The following is an 18,043-nucleotide window of genomic DNA, read 5'->3' as shown; positions in this document are numbered from 1 at the left end:
TCTTTTCATTATTTATACTAAGAGAGCTACCTAAAAATAGCTCTCCAGAACTAATTATCAAATAGGATCACTTTAATGCGACGATTACCCGTTTATTTAGTTCTTGACACCTCAGCATCTATGGCAGGAAAGCCTCTTGATGCGGTTAAGCAAGGATTAAACGCGCTTATTTTAACCCTACGACAAGACCCTTATACCTTAGAAACCGCTTACATTAGCATTATTACCTTTAATTCTACCGCCAAACAAACGATTCCTTTAACCAATTTAATCAGTTTTCAAATGCCCAGCATCGAAGTCGAAGGAATGACCGCCCTAGGCGATGCCCTCTCATTAACGGCCGACTGTATTGAAAAAGAAGTCATCAAAACCACCGCAACACAACGTGGAGATTGGCGACCTATGGTCTTTTTAATGACCGATGGCGAGCCAACGCATAATTGGTCAAAAGGTTTAGAACGATTTAAAGCCTTAAACTTACAAATGGTGATCGGTTGTGCGGCAGGTCATTCCGTCAATCCCCAAGTATTAAAACAAATTGCCAATGTCGTGGTACGACTGGATAGTGCCAATGAATCAACCATTAAATCTTTTTTTAAATGGGTGTCTGCCAGTGTCAGTAGCCATAGCCATAAAGTCAATTTAACAAAATTAAGTACACTTAATATCAATGATTTACCTTCCCTACCCGCAGAAATCACGGTTATTTCCTAAATTAGCTAAAATAGACTAAGTTCTAACTCCCCTTACGATTACATAGAATCCATTACTTAAGCTAACAAGGTTTGAATCTGAGAAAAAACAGCGGCAAACATTTCACTGTTTAAGCGTTTAGTTTGAATGTTATAACGACTGGTATGATAGGAATCAACCAAATATCGTCCATCAGGTAATTGATAGAATGCATTGTGTCCAAATTTTGCACTGCTTAATTTTAACTGATACGCCTTTAAAATTGCATTATGGGCAAGTCCACCCAACGCTAATAAAACTGATTTTTTAGGCAGCGTTTTTATTTCTGCCTGCAAATAATGATTGCAAAGATTAACTTCCGCACCTGTGGGTTTATTTTGAGGCGGCAAACATTTAACCGCATTGGTAATCCGCGCATTTTGAAGTATAAGCCCATCCTCTAATGACCTCGAATCGGCTTGATTACTAAAGCCAAAATCATACAACGCTTGATAGAGTAATAATCCTGCATAATCACCTGTAAAAGGACGGCCTGTTGCATTTGCACCGTGCATACCAGGGGCTAACCCCACCACTAATAATTGAGCATTCGCATCACCAAAAGGAGCAACAGGACGCGCATGATAATCAGGGTACTGACGTTTAACCTCTTTTAAAAAAGAGCTTAAACGAGGACATTGCTCACATTGAAGATCAAAAATTTGTTTTGTAAAAGTCATGGGTTTCAAGTTAATATTAAATTTAGCGTAAAAAATGTGTTTTTTGACTTCGTTGCCTCATATCAGTTTTAATAACGCTACATGACTCACATCTAAAAAGGTGAGTCGCTTCATAAAACGCTGTTGTTTCTAAAATAATTATGATTGGACACTATTATATCATTTTAAGATGATGACTATTTTCATCGAGTTTTGATATTAAAAATGTCTCGCTTTAAGTTAGTAAGTACTCAAACAAAAGTTATTAAGTATTTTTTACCGAAATTATCTAATATCTCTAAAACTGATTTTTTCAAATGTTCATACCTTAAATAACAATCCAAAGGTAACCCAAGTCCTTGCCCCATCCAATCGTCGTGTTTCTCTAAAAATGCCTGACGGGTATGAACGGAAGCATTATCAACCACGATAATTACGGGTATTTTATGTTCAGCGTAAAAAGGCGCATAATAGCCTGCAAAAGCATTAAATGCTTCGATGATATTTTCACTTTTAGCACTTCCCTCAACGGTAAAGTAGCTTTATAAATTTCATGCTATTTTGGTTTAAATTATTACATTGTATACCTGATAATTTTTATTTTGGTACTTATATTATTTTTAATAACTTAATTTAATCCAACCCCTTTATCATAGTTATTTTTCTTTAAATTATTAATTCTATTACGCTTTCAAAAAACCCAACTCAAACACTTGCGGTTTAAGTTTTTCGGTGAGGGTTTTATACGCGGTTTCAAAGGGGGTAAAATCGGTAGGAATAGCGTCACTGTCTGTATTACGTTTTTTGAGGGCGTTGCGGATTTGATACCAGCCGACATCGGGGCGGTTGAGTTTGAGTTCTTCGCGGACGTTGTAAACATCGGTTTCAGAAAAATAAGCTTTCCATAATTCGCGTCCTGCATTTAAAACGGCTTTGGCTTCTTTTGAAAGTTTCTTTTTTTCGAGGTATTGCACCATAAAGTCGGATTCAAAACGGTCTGGGGCGTTTACTTCGTCTTCGGTGAAAGGGATGAAGTGATTAACGATTGACCATGTTTTATCGTTCCATTCGAGGTCATTTGCACTGGCAGTTAAATTACTGTTATGAAATAACATCCAAATTAAACAGTCGTGTTTAAATTCATCGGATAAAGGTTTAGTAGGTTGTAAAAATTGGTCGCGGTCATTTTGCCATGTAGGTTTGATTAATCGGCGAACTGAAAAAATTACAGCGGCTTGCCAAAGATTTTTAGAATTAATAAAAATTCCATGTCCACCATTAAATCCAGATGAAAATAATGCAGTTCTAAGTGATTGTTGTATATCGTTACTATTACACCAAAGATATGCAATTGCATCATTTGACCATTTTCTTCCTCTTAAATCCTTGGTTGATGTGGCGGGTGTAATTGCATTCTTTAGCGGAATTACTTCTGTCTTATTAGTTTTTGGACGTTCAGCCCAATTGGTCAATAGTTGTTCATTGGGTAAGTTGTAAAAATGTTTTTCACCAATAGCTTGTATATTTTTATTAAATACTTCAGTAGTAATTTTAATAATAGGTTGTTTTTTCTTGGCATTTTGATTTGTTGCCCATACTAAAAAACCAATGGGGAAATTTCCTTTTAACCCATCAAACGATTTACTGTGAACAATAAACCCTCCTAAATATTTAGCATTCCAAGAACCACGAAAAACATTCATTGTTTGTGAATTAACATATTTAAGTGTACTAAACATGGCTAAAGTGGCACTAGGTATTTCTTTTGCAATTCGAGCAACAAATTGAGTAAAGAGTTCGTTACTCGCTCTGCCATAATCCACCATTCCAACAGTTGCAAGTTTGGTTTTTGCAACACCCGTTTTACTTGCTTGAGCTATACCTCCAGAATTAATATTATCTGAACTTGTTGCCTCTGCATACGGCGGATTAATCAACACTAAAATCTTTTTTCCCTCTGCAATCGCCTTGCGTAAACCCGGAGGGACTTTATTCGTCAAACTATAATCAATCGCGCCGTCATCCATAATATCATCATTCAAATAATCATACTGAAAACGCTGTGCTGCCACACAAGTCTTAGTCGCTTTCATCACATCGACATCCGCTTGATCTAAAGTACTCATAAAAATATTACGCGGATTACTGTGCTTAACCTCCAAATTCCCCACACCACAACACATATCCCAAACCACATAATTCTTTTGCCAATTCTTGCCCAAGGTCTGCGTCAACTTATCATAAGCCTTATCTACCACCGCCAACGGCGTATAATAAGCTCCTTTAAAACTGCGCTCATCCAAAGGAATCAAACTGTCACGCCGCTCTAACAAATAATTACGATATTGCGCCTCAGGTGGCTTATGATAAATCGCCCAAAACTGACGATAACCTTCCTTATTCCCCAATTCATACAACTTGCCATCCAAACTAAACACAGGCGCATTATTCTTATGTAACAATTCAGCAGGCAAATTATCATGAGTCGAAACCGTCCCATCGTGCATAATATCGGCAAAAAATAATAAGGCGTATTTATCCTCATCAACCCCAATCACCTCACGCCCAATCATCATCACCCATTTATCAAACACCTGCTTTAAATTATCTGGGGTAATCTGAGTGCGAATAATATCGCCTAATTTAATGGCATCCTGAACGGTGCTAATAAACTTATCTTCATGGGTTGCCATTTTAAACGACACAAAATGCGTCCCAATATGTGCCGACACTTCATCTAACGCCTCTTTAGGGTATTGACTCGCCGACTTGCCCCACTTCACCGTCTTTTTTTTCAAAAATGGCAACACATCAGAAGTCTTCATTAATGACGCTTTTTCGGTATCAATCACCGCTAAAAACGGCGGAATGGTTTCACCCTTATTCAAACCATCTTGAACATAATGCAATAATTGGGTAAACATGGCATAACTGGAATGCCTGCCTGTATCTTTGGCTTCAAACCAGATTTCATCCGTGCGAATATCAACTAAACCTTTGGTATAACTTTTAAGTCCTAGGGCTTTAATGTAAATATCCTTAACGTCTTCTTCACTTTTAGCTTGTTTTAAATGGGTATATAAATTGGTTGCAGTCATAAAATTAAATTGGCCTAAAATAGTTAATTTAGTATAGCGTTTTGTAACATAATAATGCTATAACCTATTGCGTTATTTTTTTAATAAACTTGAATTCCAGAAAGGCAGAACGTTGACTAAAAAATACTAAAGACTCAGGATTTAATAAAACCCGAAACGATGGAGTCAACAGGAATGGCAACATAATTCCATTGAGGCAAGAACTCATCAAACTGAATTTGCATATTTTCTTTGAAATCATCCGCTACTTTACGCCCTGTTTCAAAGGTTGTATTGAGAATACTCGAAAATACTTTGCTTTTCATTAGATAGGTCGGTTTTTAATTCCTGCTGACCGCGAGTAATGGTACGGTCATCACACTGTAAAATTCGACAAATATAGCTTACCCCCGCCATAGCCCAATTTTGTCGCTTCAATAGCGGCGACGGTCTTTTTCCGATAAGCTATTATAAAAATTGCGCATTTGCGCTTCAATGTTTACTGGATAATTTTGTATTTTCATAACAATAGAGCATACTTGATTCAAAACTTGTTACCAACTGATATAATTTATTCAGATTTGGGTTTTATTAAATCCGCATTCCTTAGTGTGGAATTTTATGGTTTTAAATAATAATCAATATTGTATTAGCAAAAACTATAATGCCGATGATAAAGAACTGTTTACTATTTTTAAAATGCTAAAACGTTTAAAACAATAAATAAAAAAAGAACGCCCTTCATCAACGTAACAAATACTGCAAAGGATCATTGCCATGCCCCCTTTTTTAAGTCAACTTATTATTTACCCTATAAAATCATTAGCAGGGATTCATGTTAATCACTGGCCTGTCAATGAAAAAGGGTTACGCTATGATCGAAAATGGATGTTAATTGACTCGGATAATAAATTTTTATCTCAACGCCGTTTACCTAAAATGGCCTTAATTAAAACCCATCTAGTTGATACCACCTTAATTTTATCCGCGCCTGAAATGGATGCTATTCAACTCTCATTAAAGGACACAACCGAAGGTGAGCCTGTCATCACCCATATCTGGCATGATGACTGTTTAGCGCGTTGTGTCTCTACAGAATTAGACCAATGGTTTACGACCTTTTTGAAACAACCCTGTCGTTTAGTCTATCAACCTGACTCGGTTAATCGTATTGTTGATTTAACCTATGCAACCCCAACCGATAAGGTTAATTTTAGTGATGGTTTTCCTTTTCTCATCCTTTCAGAAGCCTCTTTAAAATCACTTAATGAGGCGATGCAATTAGAAGTCACCATGGCCCGCTTTCGACCTAATTTAGTCATTGCCAATTGCAAGGCTTATGCGGAAGATTATTGGCGAGAAATAATGATTGGTGAAATTAATTTCCGATTACCAAAACCCTGTTCTCGCTGCTCAGTTCCTGCCATAAATCCCAACAATGCTGAAATAACAAAAGAGCCGTTAACAACGCTTAATCGTTTACGAAAATGGCAGCATAAAATATTTTTTGGACAAAATGCGTTACACGATCAACAAGGTCTATTAAACATTAATGACCCATTAATTATTCATCTGAGTGGAAAATCTCAACCCCCGCTTATTTAATCCATAAATTTTCAACCCAAAATTAAGCTGATATATAAAGTTAAAGACTGACCGTCAAGATCTGTTGTGTAAAAGCAACACTAGTTATTGCGAATCATTCGTATTTGTATTACTATAGACACTTATCTTTATCTTATGGACTTTTCTATGTTATCCACTCAATCTTATTTGACGATCATCATAGCTTCAAGCTTATTATTAACCTCAACAGCCCACGCAATTACCGCCGATGAATTAGCGGTTCAATTTGAAGCGTATAAAAAACAACAAGCAATTGCATTAGAAAAAATTTCACGCGAAAACTCAAGCTTAAAACAACAAAATAAAACCTTAAAAACCAAACTTGAAAGCACTCAAAAACAAGTTAAAAATAATACGGTCGCGGTTGAAACCGTGAGTGATAATGTAACCGTCAGCTCACAAGTAAGCGGCTTCTTTAATAATACGACCATAGGCGGTTATGGCGAATTACACTACACGAACCGTAGTCGAGAAAATGGCCGCCATCAAGAACAAGTTAACTTTCATCGCTTCGTTTTATTTTTTGGTCATGAATTTTCTGATAATTTACAGTTTTTTTCTGAATTAGAACTCGAGAATTCCATTGCAGGTGATGGTCAAAGTGGCGAAATTGAATTAGAACAGGCGTATTTAGAATATTATTTTAATGATAACTTTTCTGCAAAAGCGGGTTTATTTTTAATGCCAATAGGCACTATCAATGAAACTCATGAACCTTATACCTTTTATGGCGTAGAGCGTAATGAAGTTGAAAAATATATTATTCCTACAACATGGTGGGAAGCGGGGATTGGAGCCCGCTATAAATTTGATAATGGCTTAAGTGTGGATGCCGCTGTAATGACGGGGTTAGAAATGGGCAATGACTATTCGGTTCGCTCAGGTCGTGGTAAAGTCTCCAAGCAACAAGCGAATGAACCTATTATTGTTGCTCGCGTTAAATATACGGGCGTTCCTGGTTTAGAAGTTGCCGCAACCGTACTGCATCAAACCGATATGGGACAAGGTGATAACCCAAGTGCGGATAAAGTGGATGTCGGTTCAGGAACATTAGTTGAAACCCATGCGATTTATAGTCATAGTGTAGGACCTGGTGTCTTTACCGCTAAAGCACTTTATAGTCGTTGGCAGATTACTATAAATGGCGATGCCAACCAAGCCGCCGAAACACAATACGGCTGGTATTTAGAACCAAGCTACCGTTTACCTACAAATTATGGTGATGTCGGTATTTACGGACGCTTTCAAAAACTTGATTACTACAGTGGTCGTGACAAAAATTATAATATATGGGAAGTGGGCGCAAATTGGTGGATACATGAAAATGTAGTCTTAAAGGTAAATTATATCTATAAACAAGATACCTTAACGGAAAATAGCGATGAGCGAGGCTTTGATTTAGGGATTGGTTATAGCTTCTAATTAAAAAAAGCGTTTATAGTTCGGCATCCTTTATTTAGCTTAAACGTAGTTTACACTTTATTCTTAAAAAATAGTGTGTAGTAAAATAAGGCTATTGAACTCCGATTTAAACTGTAAACCGAAAAATGAAGGATGCCTATCGTTCAAACTTAAGCGATGCCAAACATCGTATCTCTACTTTATTTTAAAATCGTAAGTATGTTAAAAAAAATAGCTTTATTATTCTTTATTAGTTGCTCAATTGTTTTTGCTGAAACCTATCAAAGTAAGGACGATTTTTTAAATCAAATTTTTACCGACACCCTGCCTGAACCTCAGCTATTATGGCTTGATAAAACCATAAAGCCTCATGTTGAAAAAATTCTTCAACATAAAATGAGTTTTTTACGCACGCGTTATTGGCAAAATGCGGATAAAAGTGTCTGGATATTGGATGAAATAGGTAAAACGAAACTCATTACCGTCGCCGTCGTTGTTGAACAACAAAAAATTAGCCAATTAAAAGTACTGGCCTTCCGAGAAAGTCGAGGGTGGGAAGTTAAACATGACTTTTTTACCCAGCAATTTAAAAACATAAGCTTAGCGGATAATTTACAACTAACTCAGGCTATTGATGGAATTTCAGGGGCCACACTTTCTGTTCGAGCTTTAACTAAAATAGCTAAACTCGCTTTATTCTTTGACCAAAAAATTAATGAAGAAAAATAGCCATTCCTTTTGGCGATTACTTTATAAAGCCCATCGTTATATGGGATTAATTTCCGCGTTGGTTTTATTAGTACTCGCTATAACAGGCATTGCTTTAAATCATACCGACACCTTAAAATTAGATAGTCGTTATACGCATAACCCTTATTTACTTACTTGGTATGGCATCCTTTCCCCAAATGCAACCCGTGTTTTCAAAACATCTCAGCACTACATCAGTCAATTCGACAAACAACTTTATTTAAATAAATCGGTTATTTCAAACACCACTGAGGTTTTACAAGGGGCGATTGAAACCCATGATTTCATTGTTATCGCATTAGAAAATAGCCTGATATTACTCTCTTTAGACGGGGCTATCATTGAACACATTGAACAGCCTCGTTTAGAAAAAATAGGGATAAATACCCAACAACATATTTTTATTAAGCAATTAAAAACTATTTTAGTCTCCGATGATGGCTTACTTAGCTGGAAATCGGCATCAACAACACAAATTCAATGGTCACAAACGGCAAAATTACCTGAATCCATAGAGACCGTTATTAAACAAGAATTTCGTGGTACAATTCTTCCCCTAGAACGTATTTTTTTAGATCTACACAGTGGACGATTCTTTGGAAAAATAGGCGTTTTTATTGTCGATGCCTGTGGCATCTTATTAATCTTACTTATTTTTTCAGGGTTGAGTATTTGGTTAAAACATGCCCTTAAAAAACTATTACCGCCCTATAAATGATAGGTTTATTTGATGATGTTAGTGAATGGCCAACCGCAAACACAGATTAATGTCGCTGACCGAGGATTTCAATACGGGGATGGTTTATTTGAAACCATTGAAATTTTAAATAGCCAACTTGTTTTTTTTGAGCAACATCTACAACGTTTAATACAAGGCTGTGAGCGATTATTATTCCCCCCATTAGATCGCCAACGCATCACCGAAGAAGCCCTACACAGTGCCAAAAACTGTTCTCACGGTATTTTAAAAATTATTATTACCCGAGGAACGGGGGGACGCGGCTATCAACAACCTCAAACCATTATTCCTACCCGTGTTTTATCGCGTCACCCCTTCCCCGATTATCCTGATAGCTTCCAAAAACAAGGCATTAACGTTAAATTATGCCAACAACGATTAGCATTAAACCCAACGCTTGCAGGACTTAAACATTTAAATCGTTTAGAACAAGTCCTTGCGCGTGCGGAATGGTCTGATTTAGCAATTCAAGAAGGCCTGATGCGAGACCTTAACGGTCACGTTATCGAAGGGACAATGAGCAATATTTTTTTTGTGACCGACAATAAACTTTATACGCCTTCTTTAGAACAAGCGGGAATTGCAGGTATAATGCGCGGCTTCGTATTAGAAAAAGCAGCCACATTAGGAATAGAATGCCAACAAGGAATAGTTACCCTGCAAACATTATTGGCGGCTGATGAAATTTTTATGACCAATTCGATTATCGGAATCTGGGCCGTTAATCAATTAGATGCTCACGTTTTTCATAAAGGCCCCTTAACTCAACAATTACACGCGTTACTCACACAACATAAGCAGCAATTTTTATGAAAATTTTCGTTAATATCTTAGCTTTTTTATCATTTGCATTCATCGCAGTGGCTATTTTTGGCTGGGTGACCTATCACAAAGAAAATCTACGAATTGTCGTCATTGAGTCGCAATCCTTTGAAATAAAAAAAGGCGATTCCGTCACTCAAATCATTCAAAATTTGCAAAAACAAAAGGTTGATATTAACCCGTTATGGTTTAAAATTATAGGCTACAGTCAACAGTCTATTCATACCTTAAAAGCGGGGGAATACACGTTAAAGAAAAACCTAACCACGCGTGAGTTATTAGCCTTATTAACGTCAGGAAAATCACGTCAATATTCGATTACTTTTCCAGAAGGTTGGGCCTTTAAGCAAATGCTTAAAAAGATTTCAGAAACGCCTAACTTACAACAAACACTGGCAGGCGTTGATAATGAAACCTTGATGTCACGCTTAGGGGCCGATTATAAACATCCCGAGGGCTTATTTTTCCCTGATACCTATTTTTTTAATAAAAACAGCAGTGACTTTTCGATCCTTCAAAAAGCCTATGATAAAATGCAACGCGTTTTACAACAGCAGTGGGACAATAAAGAAAAAGACTTAGTCATAAAAACACCCTATGAAACCTTAATTCTAGCGTCTATTATTGAAAAAGAAACCGCTGCCATGAGTGAAAGAACCTTAATTTCAGGCGTTTTTAGTCGGCGTTTACAAAAAAGAATGTTGTTACAAACAGATCCTACGGTCATTTACGGAATGGGCGATCATTATCAAGGTAATATTCGCCGCAAAGATTTACGAGAGGCCACCCCTTATAATACCTATGTTATTAAAGGATTACCGCCAACGCCCATTGCCATGCCCGGAAAAGCCGCTATTCATGCCGCCCTGCATCCTGCGAAAGGAAAGAGTCTTTATTTTGTCTCACGGGGGGATGGCACCCATGTTTTTTCAGCTACTTTAAAGGATCATAATAATGCCGTTAATACTTATCAAAGAAACCCTCAATGAAATTAGGTAAATTTATTAGTTTAGAAGGCGGTGAGGGGTTAGGGAAAACCACCAATCTAGCGTTTATTGAAGCCTTGCTCATTGAACGCGGAATTTCCGTTGTTGTCACGCGTGAACCTGGAGGAACGCCTCTTGCTGAAAAATTACGGCACTTATTATTAACCCATGAGAGTGAAACTATTGCCGAACAAACCGAATTATTATTAATGTTTGCCGCACGAGCGCAACATCTCAATAATGTTATTAAACCTGCTCTAAACCAAGGACAGTGGGTTTTATGTGATCGTTTTACCGATTCAACCTACGCCTATCAAGGGGGAGGACGGAAACTAGAACGCGCCTCGATTGCTTGGTTAGAAAACTTTGTTCAACATCAATTAAGGCCCGACTTAACCCTTTTATTTGATGCCCCCGTTGAATTAGGCATGGCCCGTGCAAAAAAACGAGGGAATTTAGATCGTTTTGAAACCGAGCAACTGGTTTTTTTTAATAAGGTTAGAGCGGCTTTTTTAAAACAAGCGGCCAATAACCCCCAACGAATAAAAATGATTGATGCGTCATTGCCTTTATTATCCGTTCAGCAAAACATTAAACAGTTACTGGACCTCTTATAATGAGATATGAGGAAATTTTTCCGTGGCAACAACCCAGTTGGGCTTTATTTAATCAATATTTATTACAAAATAGAGTGCCACAAGCCTTATTAATCAATGGCGTAAAAGGCTTAGGAAAACAACAATTAGCGCGTGGATTTGCCAAGGCATTATTATGTCCTCAACGCCTACCCTCTGGACAAAGCTGTGGACAATGTGACCGTTGCAAATTATTTAAGGCACAAACCCACCCCGATTTTATAAGCTTAAGCCCTAAAGAAGAGGCTAATGTAATCGGAATTGATCGCATTCGAGAATTAATTATAAAACTATCCTTAAAACCTCAGTTTGAAGCCTATCGGGTTGTACTAGTCGCTCCTGCTGACAAGCTTAATAAGGCCGCTGCGAATGCCTTTCTAAAATGTTTAGAAGAACCCAATGAACGTACCTGCATCATTCTCCTAACAGAGACCTTATCAAAACTACCCGCGACAATTCTAAGTCGTTGTCAAAAAATGTCATTACTTAAGCCAAGCAATGACGTTGCTAATCGTTGGTTAATCGAGCAACAGGTATCCGAGCATAGAGCCTTATTGTTAAATTTAGCGCAGGGTGCGCCGCTGTTAGCAAAAGACTATGCAGAAACCAACATTTTACCCTTACGTCAACAATGTTTTAGTGATTGGCTCAACGTAGCAACGACACAGGCAAATCCTATCGAAATTGCTGAAAAGTGGGTTAAACAGTCCTCCCCCTTAATTATTTTTTGGTTAATTGCGTGGGTAGCCGACTTAATTAAATGTTTTTATCAATCTAAAGAAATTAACTTATATAATCCTGATTTACAACAAAACTTACAAAAATTGATCAGTCAATTAAACGTAAGGAATCTGTATCACTTTTATGATAAGTTACTTCAAAGTCAAAAAAGGCTTGATTCTCAAATTAATAAACAACTTATGTTTGAAGAATTACTTATTTTATGGGCGCAACTTAATCAAGGGAATTAAAAATGGTCGAAGTGGTTAAAAAATCTTCTTCAGGTATTGCAACACTGACAATTAAAGAAAAAAAACAACTGTATAAGGCCTATATGCCTTTTATTGAAAATGGAGGCTTATTTATTCCCACCAAACGACCGTATAAAATGGGGGAGGAAGTTTTAATGTTGTTATCACTCATGGAAGAAAAGGAACGAATCCCCCTTGCTGGAAAGGTTATTTGGAAAAGCCCCGAAGGCTCTGATGGCCATCGAGCAGCAGGAATCGGTATTCAATTAAACAATAAAGACGGTGGCAAAGTCAAAGATAAAATTGAAGCCTATTTAGCGGGTGCCTTAGAATTAGACCGAGCAACCCATACGATGTAACTAAATAGTCTATAATCATCCTCTTATTTTTCCCAATATAACGAATACGTCCCCATGTTTATCGACTCCCATTGCCACCTTGATCGCATTGATCTTACCCCTTATCAAAATGATTTTGCTGTCTTTATGCAAGCGGCAAAACAGCAACACATTCAAAAAATGTTATGCGTTGCGATTGATTTAGAATCCTACCCCGCAATGAGGGCATTAGTTAAAGACTATCCTCAAATTTTTTTATCCGTAGGAGTTCACCCTAACGTTGAAAATAAGCAACCCTTAACCGAATCTCAACTCTTAAAATGGGCAGAAAATGACCAAGTTATCGCGATTGGTGAAACAGGGTTGGATTATTTTCGTAGTGAGGGTGATTTAGACTGGCAGCATCAACGCTTTAAAACCCATATTCGCGTTGCAAAAGCCTTAAAAAAACCCTTAATTATTCATACCCGTGAAGCAGGTCATGATGCCTTAGACGTGTTAGAACAAGAAGGGGCCGCCGAAGTCGGTGGAGTAATTCATTGTTTTACCGAAGATTGGGAGTTTGCTAAAAAAGCCTTAGCCCTTAATTTTTATATTTCATTTTCAGGGATTGTCACCTTTAAAAATGCTTTAGCCATTCAAGAGGCCGCTAAACAAATTCCAAATGATAAATTTTTAATTGAAACCGATTCGCCTTATTTAGCGCCTGTCCCTTTTAGAGGGAAACCCAATTATCCGCTTTATGTCCCTTATGTTGCCAAACAACTGGCTTTATTACGTGACGTTGATATTGATACCATTGCCACGCAATCTACCGCTAATTTTAATCGCTTATTTGGTACTCACGATTCATAGGAATTTAAATTATTTATGATGCACTTAAAATCATCGGCCCTTTGTCTTTTATTACTCAACGTAACAGGCTGTGCCTCATTCGGCTACATCAGCACAGCCGACTATGTTGAGGCGGTTTTTAAACGTCAAAATTCATTCTCAGCCCAAATTATGATGCTGACAGACGATCAGCTATCGGCTGAAGATTACGACATTTTATTGCAAGCTGAATCTAAAATGCAGCAAGCCTGCCAATTACTGAATGATTATGCCGTGAAAGAAATGAATCATGAATCCACAGGGCTTTTATTTAAAAAACGAGTGAAGGATAGTGCTGAAAACTGTGATTTAAGTGCGGATGATGTTGAAGATTTATTAGATGATTTTGATCTGGATTCAGATGACTACGATTAACCCTTCTAAATCCTGATGTTTTTATTTTACACCGTAAAAAACGGGTCTATCCTTCCACAGTGTAATGTCTGTTATGAATAAAATTGACTAATTATTTTTTAATTATTACGCTAATAGTAAGCTATCCCTCTATTAGCTCTGCGGCGAACCCTTACCTAATCACCCAGAAACAGCACGCAAACACGTTAAAACTTTCAGAACAACGGACATGGCAACGTTTATTGCATTATCAAACGAAATGGATAGGTCAACAAACGTATAGTCTTGTTAAGGATGACGCATTTTTTTTTCATCCCCAAGGAATGACCTCTCCTAAAGCCGAATTATCAGCCACCCTCGCTGCTTTTTTTTTAACCACAGACTCGGATAAAAACTCGGCACAGTGCCGTTTTCCAGCTCGCTTTCAATGGTTAAAACAACAATTAAACCTTGATCCTAACCAACTCCCTAAAAGAAATTGTACCGAATTAACGCATTGGTTAAATAAGCTGGCGGTTAAAAGCATTACCGTGGTTTTCCCCGTGGCTTATTTAAATAACCCCGCCTCCATGTTTGGCCATAGTTTTTTAAAACTTGATAAACAACAGACTGCCAAGGGAAGTGAGTTACTCGCCTCAACCGTCAATTATGCGGCTGTCACTGAAAAAGAACGGGGACTGAGTTTTGTTTTAAAAGGACTTTTTGGCGGCTATCAAGGCCAATTCACCTTAGCCCCGTATTACTTATTGCTAAAAGAATATGCCGATTTAGATAACCGTGATCTTTGGGAATATAAGCTTAATCTTAATTCCGATGAAATTAAACGACTGTTACAGCATTTATGGGAGTTATTACCCACTCATTTTGATTATTATTTTATTAATAAAAATTGCTCGTATCAATTATTATCGTTGCTCGAAGTCGCCCGCCCTCAACTGGAGTTAAGTACGCACTTTAAATTCGATGCGATTCCTGCCGACACGATTCGCGCAATTATTAAACCCTACGGCTTATTAAAAGACGTTCATTACCGCCCTGCCCTCGCCACCGTTGTCACCGCTAAAGCCAATTTATTGACTCGCGAACAAAAACAAATTGTAAAAGCACTGGCTTTAGGGGAACTCAAACTTAACGACGCATCGTTAAAAAGTAGTTCACGTTTACAACAAGCGCAGGTTTTAGAATTAGCCTCCGATTATTTAGCTTATTTAAACGCCCATAAAATTAAATACCAACAAAAAATCAATGGCACACGGGCTTATGACTTATTAGCGGCTCGAAGTTTACTTAAGGTAAAATCATCAACGTTGACACTTCTTACCCCACCAACACGACCTGATGAAGGTCATGCAGGTCATCGTCTTCAAGTAAGCTATGGTTATGATGGTCAACAATCGTTTATCGAAACAGGTTATCGCTGGGCGTATCATGACCTTTATGATGATCCCCTAGGCTTTGTTAAAGGAGCGGAAGTTGAATTTTTTAACAGTCAATTCCGCTATTACCCCACAACCGATCAAATTAAATTAGAAGCGGTTGAACTCTTAAAATTGACCTCGCTGCCTCAATTTAATAGTTTTATCCAGCCTTTTTCTTGGCAACTGTCCTTTGCGATAAAACAAATGCGCTTTGCTAACAATCAACGTTATTTAACCGCTGTTAGTAAGTTCGGGGGCGGGATAAGTTACTACCCCACCCCCAACAGCTTACTTTCCTTAAATTTATTGACCTCAGTTTTATTTAACACCGAGTTTCACCAATCAACGGCAATCGACATGGGCGTAAGGTTACACGGACATTATGACCCCATACCCGCGTGGCGCATTGCATTTAATGCGACTATTTTTCACTCTATTCAAGGAATAACACAAACACGCCATCATTATCAATTAAAACAACGCCTTAGCGTATCAAAAAACACCGCTTTAATTTTAAATTTTAATCATCTTCGTGAGTTTTCTAAAGCTGAATTAACGGCCCAACTTGCCTTACAGTTTTATTTTTAACTTATCGTACGGGGAGTGTTAATGTCGGTGCTGAAAAATTAGGCTTTCCTGCTTGCAAATTAAATAACTGCATTAACAACATAAACGTCGATTTAGATTGTAAATCATTATCGTCAATATAATACCAATAGCCTCGATAAGGAATCGTCAAAAAAGCATCACCTGGGTGAAATTCGCTAAATTTTACATCAAAAACAGAGCCTGCAGGCGTTTGTGACCAATTAAAATCAACCCCTTCGCTATCTTTTGCCATCGTGACTAATCCCTCCTTAATATGCGATTGAGGGGTTGCAACACTTTGAGATAAGTAAAATAAAATACTTGAAATAGAGCGAGTACGAATCGTTAGTTGATTAGGAACAGGGCTTAAGAAATTAGTACTAATATTTACCCGTAATTCATCAGTAATGGTGGGGGTAAAATTTAACATTTCAGATAACTCCGTCATCATTTTACGATTACTCTCCATGTTTTCAAACTGTATCATTAAGCTATTATCGCGATTGGTACTCGCGCCAATTTCCATATCACCTTTACGTTGTAATTTTCTAAAAATAGACAGCATTCGATTAAACTTTTTAAACCGAGGTTCATACTCAGGCGTTGGCCCTGATGCTTCAGGAGCATTGTAAAGTTTATTAATTCGCTCAACACACAAGCCAAAAATACGCTTAATACTCCACCCTGATTGTGTCATCACTAACAGTGATTCTAATGAAATAGGGGATAAAACACTTTTTAAAAAATCTTCACCTTGCAGGGGTTGATATGAAATAGTGGGGCGATCACTATACGTAATCCCTAATGACGGCTTAATCAGGTTTCCACCCACCCCTAAATCTAATTCAGATCCGACACCTAGACTACTCCCAAACGTTAATGACTCGGTAACGCTATTAATTTTCAAAAAATAAGCTTCATCACGATATTTTAAACGAACTAAATTAAGCAACATTTGTTGATTTAGCGTATTAACAATCGATTGATTATAGGCATAATGGGTATTATTAAGTGCATCAGGGCCAAAACTTGATTGGCAGGCGGTTAGAAAAACACTTAATATTAAAAGCACAAAATAAAATTTTCGTCTCATAATCATTGATTTCGTTTAGAATTATTAGCTTCTACTATAAAAAATTAAAATAACATGAACTATTTAAATTCAAGTAACTAAATGGGGGTGTTAAATATAATTACAACATAAAAAAATGCGGATTATACCCTTGGAAAAAACAAACAAAGGCGGTAATTTAATCATGAATTTATTATTTTTTCCTTTATTATTCGCATTAATTTTCTGGCTAAGTGCAAAAATCAATTAGATGACCATGATACCTAACTCAAAAGAAACATTTATTGATGTACTACGGCATGGTGAGGTCTTGGGCGGATCTTATTATAGAGGAATAACGGATGATGCGTTAACTGAACGTGGTTGGCAACAAATGCAACAACGCAGTGATACGATTGAAACGTGGGATGTTATTGTTAGCTCACCGTTACAACGTTGTTTAAAATTTGCAACCCACCTAAGTCAGCAACGACAATTACCCTTAAGAATTGAAGTAGGTTTTCAAGAAATTAATTTTGGGGATTGGGAGGCTAAAACAGCGTTAGAAATTGAAACACAGCAACTAGGTGACTTAATGAAATTTTATCAAGACCCTATTAATAATACGCCCCCGAATGCCGAGCCTATTTTAGAGTTTCAGCAACGGGTACTGAAAAGTTGGCAAGAATTACTCAAACAACAACAGGGAAAACGCATTTTAATAATTACGCATAGCGGAGTCATTCGCGCCCTCTTTTCGTTAGTCTTAGACATTCCTTTAAAAAATAGCTTTGCAATTCAAGTTAATCACGCGGGGTTAAGCCGTTTTCAATGCTTTCATGGTAATCCTAACTTTATTCAGTTAAACGATCACCTAAGTTAAAAGGCTACCAATTTAAGACGGGAGGCAAGTTGAGGTTAAGCCTCGCTCCATAGTGTCCCGTCTTAGGTTGATAGCCAGTTAAAAACAACCCCGTGTAGAGATGCTAGGCTTCACATCTCTTATGTTCAGGTTCTCAAACA

The 18,043-nt window shown here is 37.4% G+C and carries 19 protein-coding genes; 14 read left to right on the top strand and 5 right to left on the bottom strand.

Going from position 1 to position 18,043, the window contains the following annotated elements; all coding sequences use genetic code 11:
* The first annotated feature begins 75 nt into the window (after positions 1-75).
* Positions 76-714 carry a VWA domain-containing protein gene (locus Q9M50_10245; protein ID MDQ7091007.1) on the top strand — a complete coding sequence of 213 codons (639 nt, stop codon included), beginning with the start codon at positions 76-78 and terminating at the stop codon, positions 712-714.
* A 56-nt stretch (positions 715-770) separates the two neighbouring features.
* Here the strand turns inward: Q9M50_10245 and Q9M50_10240 are convergent, their stop codons facing one another.
* The 4 genes from Q9M50_10240 to Q9M50_10225 all read right to left on the bottom strand — a co-directional run bounded on the left by Q9M50_10240 (position 771) and on the right by Q9M50_10225 (position 4,794).
* Positions 771-1,412, bottom strand: a complete 642-nt coding sequence (locus Q9M50_10240) for a uracil-DNA glycosylase (protein ID MDQ7091006.1) — start codon at positions 1,410-1,412, stop codon at positions 771-773.
* A gap of 230 nt (positions 1,413-1,642) precedes the next feature.
* Positions 1,643-1,819, bottom strand: coding sequence for a hypothetical protein (locus Q9M50_10235; GenBank protein MDQ7091005.1), 177 nt, complete (start codon positions 1,817-1,819; stop codon positions 1,643-1,645).
* Between the two features lie 255 nt (positions 1,820-2,074).
* On the bottom strand, positions 2,075-4,489 hold the full coding sequence (locus tag Q9M50_10230; GenBank protein ID MDQ7091004.1) for a hypothetical protein: 2,415 nt from the start codon (positions 4,487-4,489) through the stop codon (positions 2,075-2,077).
* A gap of 134 nt (positions 4,490-4,623) precedes the next feature.
* On the bottom strand, positions 4,624-4,794 hold the full coding sequence (locus Q9M50_10225; protein MDQ7091003.1) for a hypothetical protein: 171 nt from the start codon (positions 4,792-4,794) through the stop codon (positions 4,624-4,626).
* Positions 4,795-5,245: 451 nt separating this feature from the next.
* On the opposite strand from Q9M50_10225, the gene Q9M50_10220 reads away from it, so the two are divergent.
* From Q9M50_10220 to Q9M50_10165, 12 genes are all read left to right on the top strand, one after another.
* The gene (locus Q9M50_10220; protein MDQ7091002.1) at positions 5,246-6,073 is read left to right on the top strand and encodes an MOSC domain-containing protein; all 828 of its coding nucleotides are present in this window, start codon (positions 5,246-5,248) and stop codon (positions 6,071-6,073) included.
* 87 nt (positions 6,074-6,160) lie between these two features.
* Positions 6,161-7,516, top strand: a complete 1,356-nt coding sequence (locus Q9M50_10215) for a porin (protein MDQ7091001.1) — start codon at positions 6,161-6,163, stop codon at positions 7,514-7,516.
* A gap of 198 nt (positions 7,517-7,714) precedes the next feature.
* Entirely contained in the window at positions 7,715-8,224 is a 510-nt protein-coding gene (locus Q9M50_10210) for an FMN-binding protein (GenBank protein ID MDQ7091000.1), read from the top strand.
* On the top strand, positions 8,211-8,963 hold the full coding sequence (locus Q9M50_10205) for a PepSY-associated TM helix domain-containing protein (GenBank protein MDQ7090999.1): 753 nt from the start codon (positions 8,211-8,213) through the stop codon (positions 8,961-8,963). Before Q9M50_10210 ends, Q9M50_10205 begins: the two co-directional genes overlap by 14 nt.
* A 12-nt stretch (positions 8,964-8,975) precedes the next feature.
* The gene (pabC, locus tag Q9M50_10200; protein MDQ7090998.1) at positions 8,976-9,797 is read left to right on the top strand and encodes an aminodeoxychorismate lyase; all 822 of its coding nucleotides are present in this window, start codon (positions 8,976-8,978) and stop codon (positions 9,795-9,797) included.
* The gene (mltG, locus tag Q9M50_10195; protein MDQ7090997.1) at positions 9,794-10,795 is read left to right on the top strand and encodes an endolytic transglycosylase MltG; all 1,002 of its coding nucleotides are present in this window, start codon (positions 9,794-9,796) and stop codon (positions 10,793-10,795) included. Before pabC ends, mltG begins: the two co-directional genes overlap by 4 nt.
* Complete coding sequence (gene tmk / locus Q9M50_10190) at positions 10,792-11,409, top strand: dTMP kinase (protein MDQ7090996.1); 618 nt, start codon at positions 10,792-10,794, stop codon at positions 11,407-11,409. The genes mltG and tmk overlap by 4 nt, the downstream gene beginning before the upstream one ends.
* Positions 11,409-12,398 (top strand): DNA polymerase III subunit delta', encoded by a 990-nt coding sequence (gene holB, locus Q9M50_10185; GenBank protein MDQ7090995.1) that lies wholly within the window; start codon positions 11,409-11,411, stop codon positions 12,396-12,398. The genes tmk and holB overlap by 1 nt, the downstream gene beginning before the upstream one ends.
* Positions 12,399-12,400: 2 nt before the next feature.
* Complete coding sequence (locus Q9M50_10180; protein MDQ7090994.1) at positions 12,401-12,757, top strand: PilZ domain-containing protein; 357 nt, start codon at positions 12,401-12,403, stop codon at positions 12,755-12,757.
* A 54-nt stretch (positions 12,758-12,811) separates the two neighbouring features.
* Positions 12,812-13,591, top strand: a complete 780-nt coding sequence (locus Q9M50_10175; protein MDQ7090993.1) for a TatD family hydrolase — start codon at positions 12,812-12,814, stop codon at positions 13,589-13,591.
* 15 nt (positions 13,592-13,606) lie between these two features.
* Positions 13,607-13,984, top strand: coding sequence for a hypothetical protein (locus Q9M50_10170; protein ID MDQ7090992.1), 378 nt, complete (start codon positions 13,607-13,609; stop codon positions 13,982-13,984).
* A gap of 83 nt (positions 13,985-14,067) precedes the next feature.
* Positions 14,068-15,969, top strand: coding sequence for a DUF4105 domain-containing protein (locus Q9M50_10165; GenBank protein ID MDQ7090991.1), 1,902 nt, complete (start codon positions 14,068-14,070; stop codon positions 15,967-15,969).
* A gap of 1 nt (position 15,970) precedes the next feature.
* Here the strand turns inward: Q9M50_10165 and Q9M50_10160 are convergent, their stop codons facing one another.
* Positions 15,971-17,062: a hypothetical protein gene (locus Q9M50_10160; protein ID MDQ7090990.1), complete on the bottom strand. Its 1,092-nt coding sequence runs from the start codon at positions 17,060-17,062 to the stop codon at positions 15,971-15,973.
* Between the two features lie 235 nt (positions 17,063-17,297).
* Between Q9M50_10160 and Q9M50_10155 the strand changes: the two genes are divergently transcribed.
* Positions 17,298-17,903 carry a histidine phosphatase family protein gene (locus Q9M50_10155; GenBank protein MDQ7090989.1) on the top strand — a complete coding sequence of 202 codons (606 nt, stop codon included), beginning with the start codon at positions 17,298-17,300 and terminating at the stop codon, positions 17,901-17,903.
* Positions 17,904-18,043: the final 140 nt, after the last annotated feature.

Source organism: Methylococcales bacterium (assembly GCA_030949405.1).
Classification (GTDB): Bacteria; Pseudomonadota; Gammaproteobacteria; order Methylococcales; family Methylomonadaceae; genus WTBX01.
Note: the sequence above shows the minus strand (reverse complement) of the source record. Positions and strands in the feature narration are given on the sequence as shown.

Bases quoted from the DNA above. Each gene is read 5' to 3' on its own strand.
- holB (MDQ7090995.1), top strand. From the start codon at position 11,409: ATGAGATATGAGGAAATTTTTCCGTGGCAACAACCCAGTTGGGCTTTA.
- Q9M50_10240 (MDQ7091006.1), bottom strand. From the start codon at position 1,412: ATGACTTTTACAAAACAAATTTTTGATCTTCAATGTGAGCAATGTCCT.
- Q9M50_10155 (MDQ7090989.1), top strand. From the start codon at position 17,298: ATGATACCTAACTCAAAAGAAACATTTATTGATGTACTACGGCATGGT.
- Q9M50_10225 (MDQ7091003.1), bottom strand. From the start codon at position 4,794: ATGAAAAGCAAAGTATTTTCGAGTATTCTCAATACAACCTTTGAAACA.
- Q9M50_10230 (MDQ7091004.1), bottom strand. From the start codon at position 4,489: ATGACTGCAACCAATTTATATACCCATTTAAAACAAGCTAAAAGTGAA.
- Q9M50_10245 (MDQ7091007.1), top strand. From the start codon at position 76: ATGCGACGATTACCCGTTTATTTAGTTCTTGACACCTCAGCATCTATG.
- Q9M50_10220 (MDQ7091002.1), top strand. From the start codon at position 5,246: ATGCCCCCTTTTTTAAGTCAACTTATTATTTACCCTATAAAATCATTA.
- Q9M50_10180 (MDQ7090994.1), top strand. From the start codon at position 12,401: ATGGTCGAAGTGGTTAAAAAATCTTCTTCAGGTATTGCAACACTGACA.
- Q9M50_10205 (MDQ7090999.1), top strand. From the start codon at position 8,211: ATGAAGAAAAATAGCCATTCCTTTTGGCGATTACTTTATAAAGCCCAT.
- pabC (MDQ7090998.1), top strand. From the start codon at position 8,976: ATGATGTTAGTGAATGGCCAACCGCAAACACAGATTAATGTCGCTGAC.
- Q9M50_10160 (MDQ7090990.1), bottom strand. From the start codon at position 17,062: ATGAGACGAAAATTTTATTTTGTGCTTTTAATATTAAGTGTTTTTCTA.
- tmk (MDQ7090996.1), top strand. From the start codon at position 10,792: ATGAAATTAGGTAAATTTATTAGTTTAGAAGGCGGTGAGGGGTTAGGG.
- Q9M50_10210 (MDQ7091000.1), top strand. From the start codon at position 7,715: ATGTTAAAAAAAATAGCTTTATTATTCTTTATTAGTTGCTCAATTGTT.
- Q9M50_10170 (MDQ7090992.1), top strand. From the start codon at position 13,607: ATGATGCACTTAAAATCATCGGCCCTTTGTCTTTTATTACTCAACGTA.
- mltG (MDQ7090997.1), top strand. From the start codon at position 9,794: ATGAAAATTTTCGTTAATATCTTAGCTTTTTTATCATTTGCATTCATC.
- Q9M50_10175 (MDQ7090993.1), top strand. From the start codon at position 12,812: ATGTTTATCGACTCCCATTGCCACCTTGATCGCATTGATCTTACCCCT.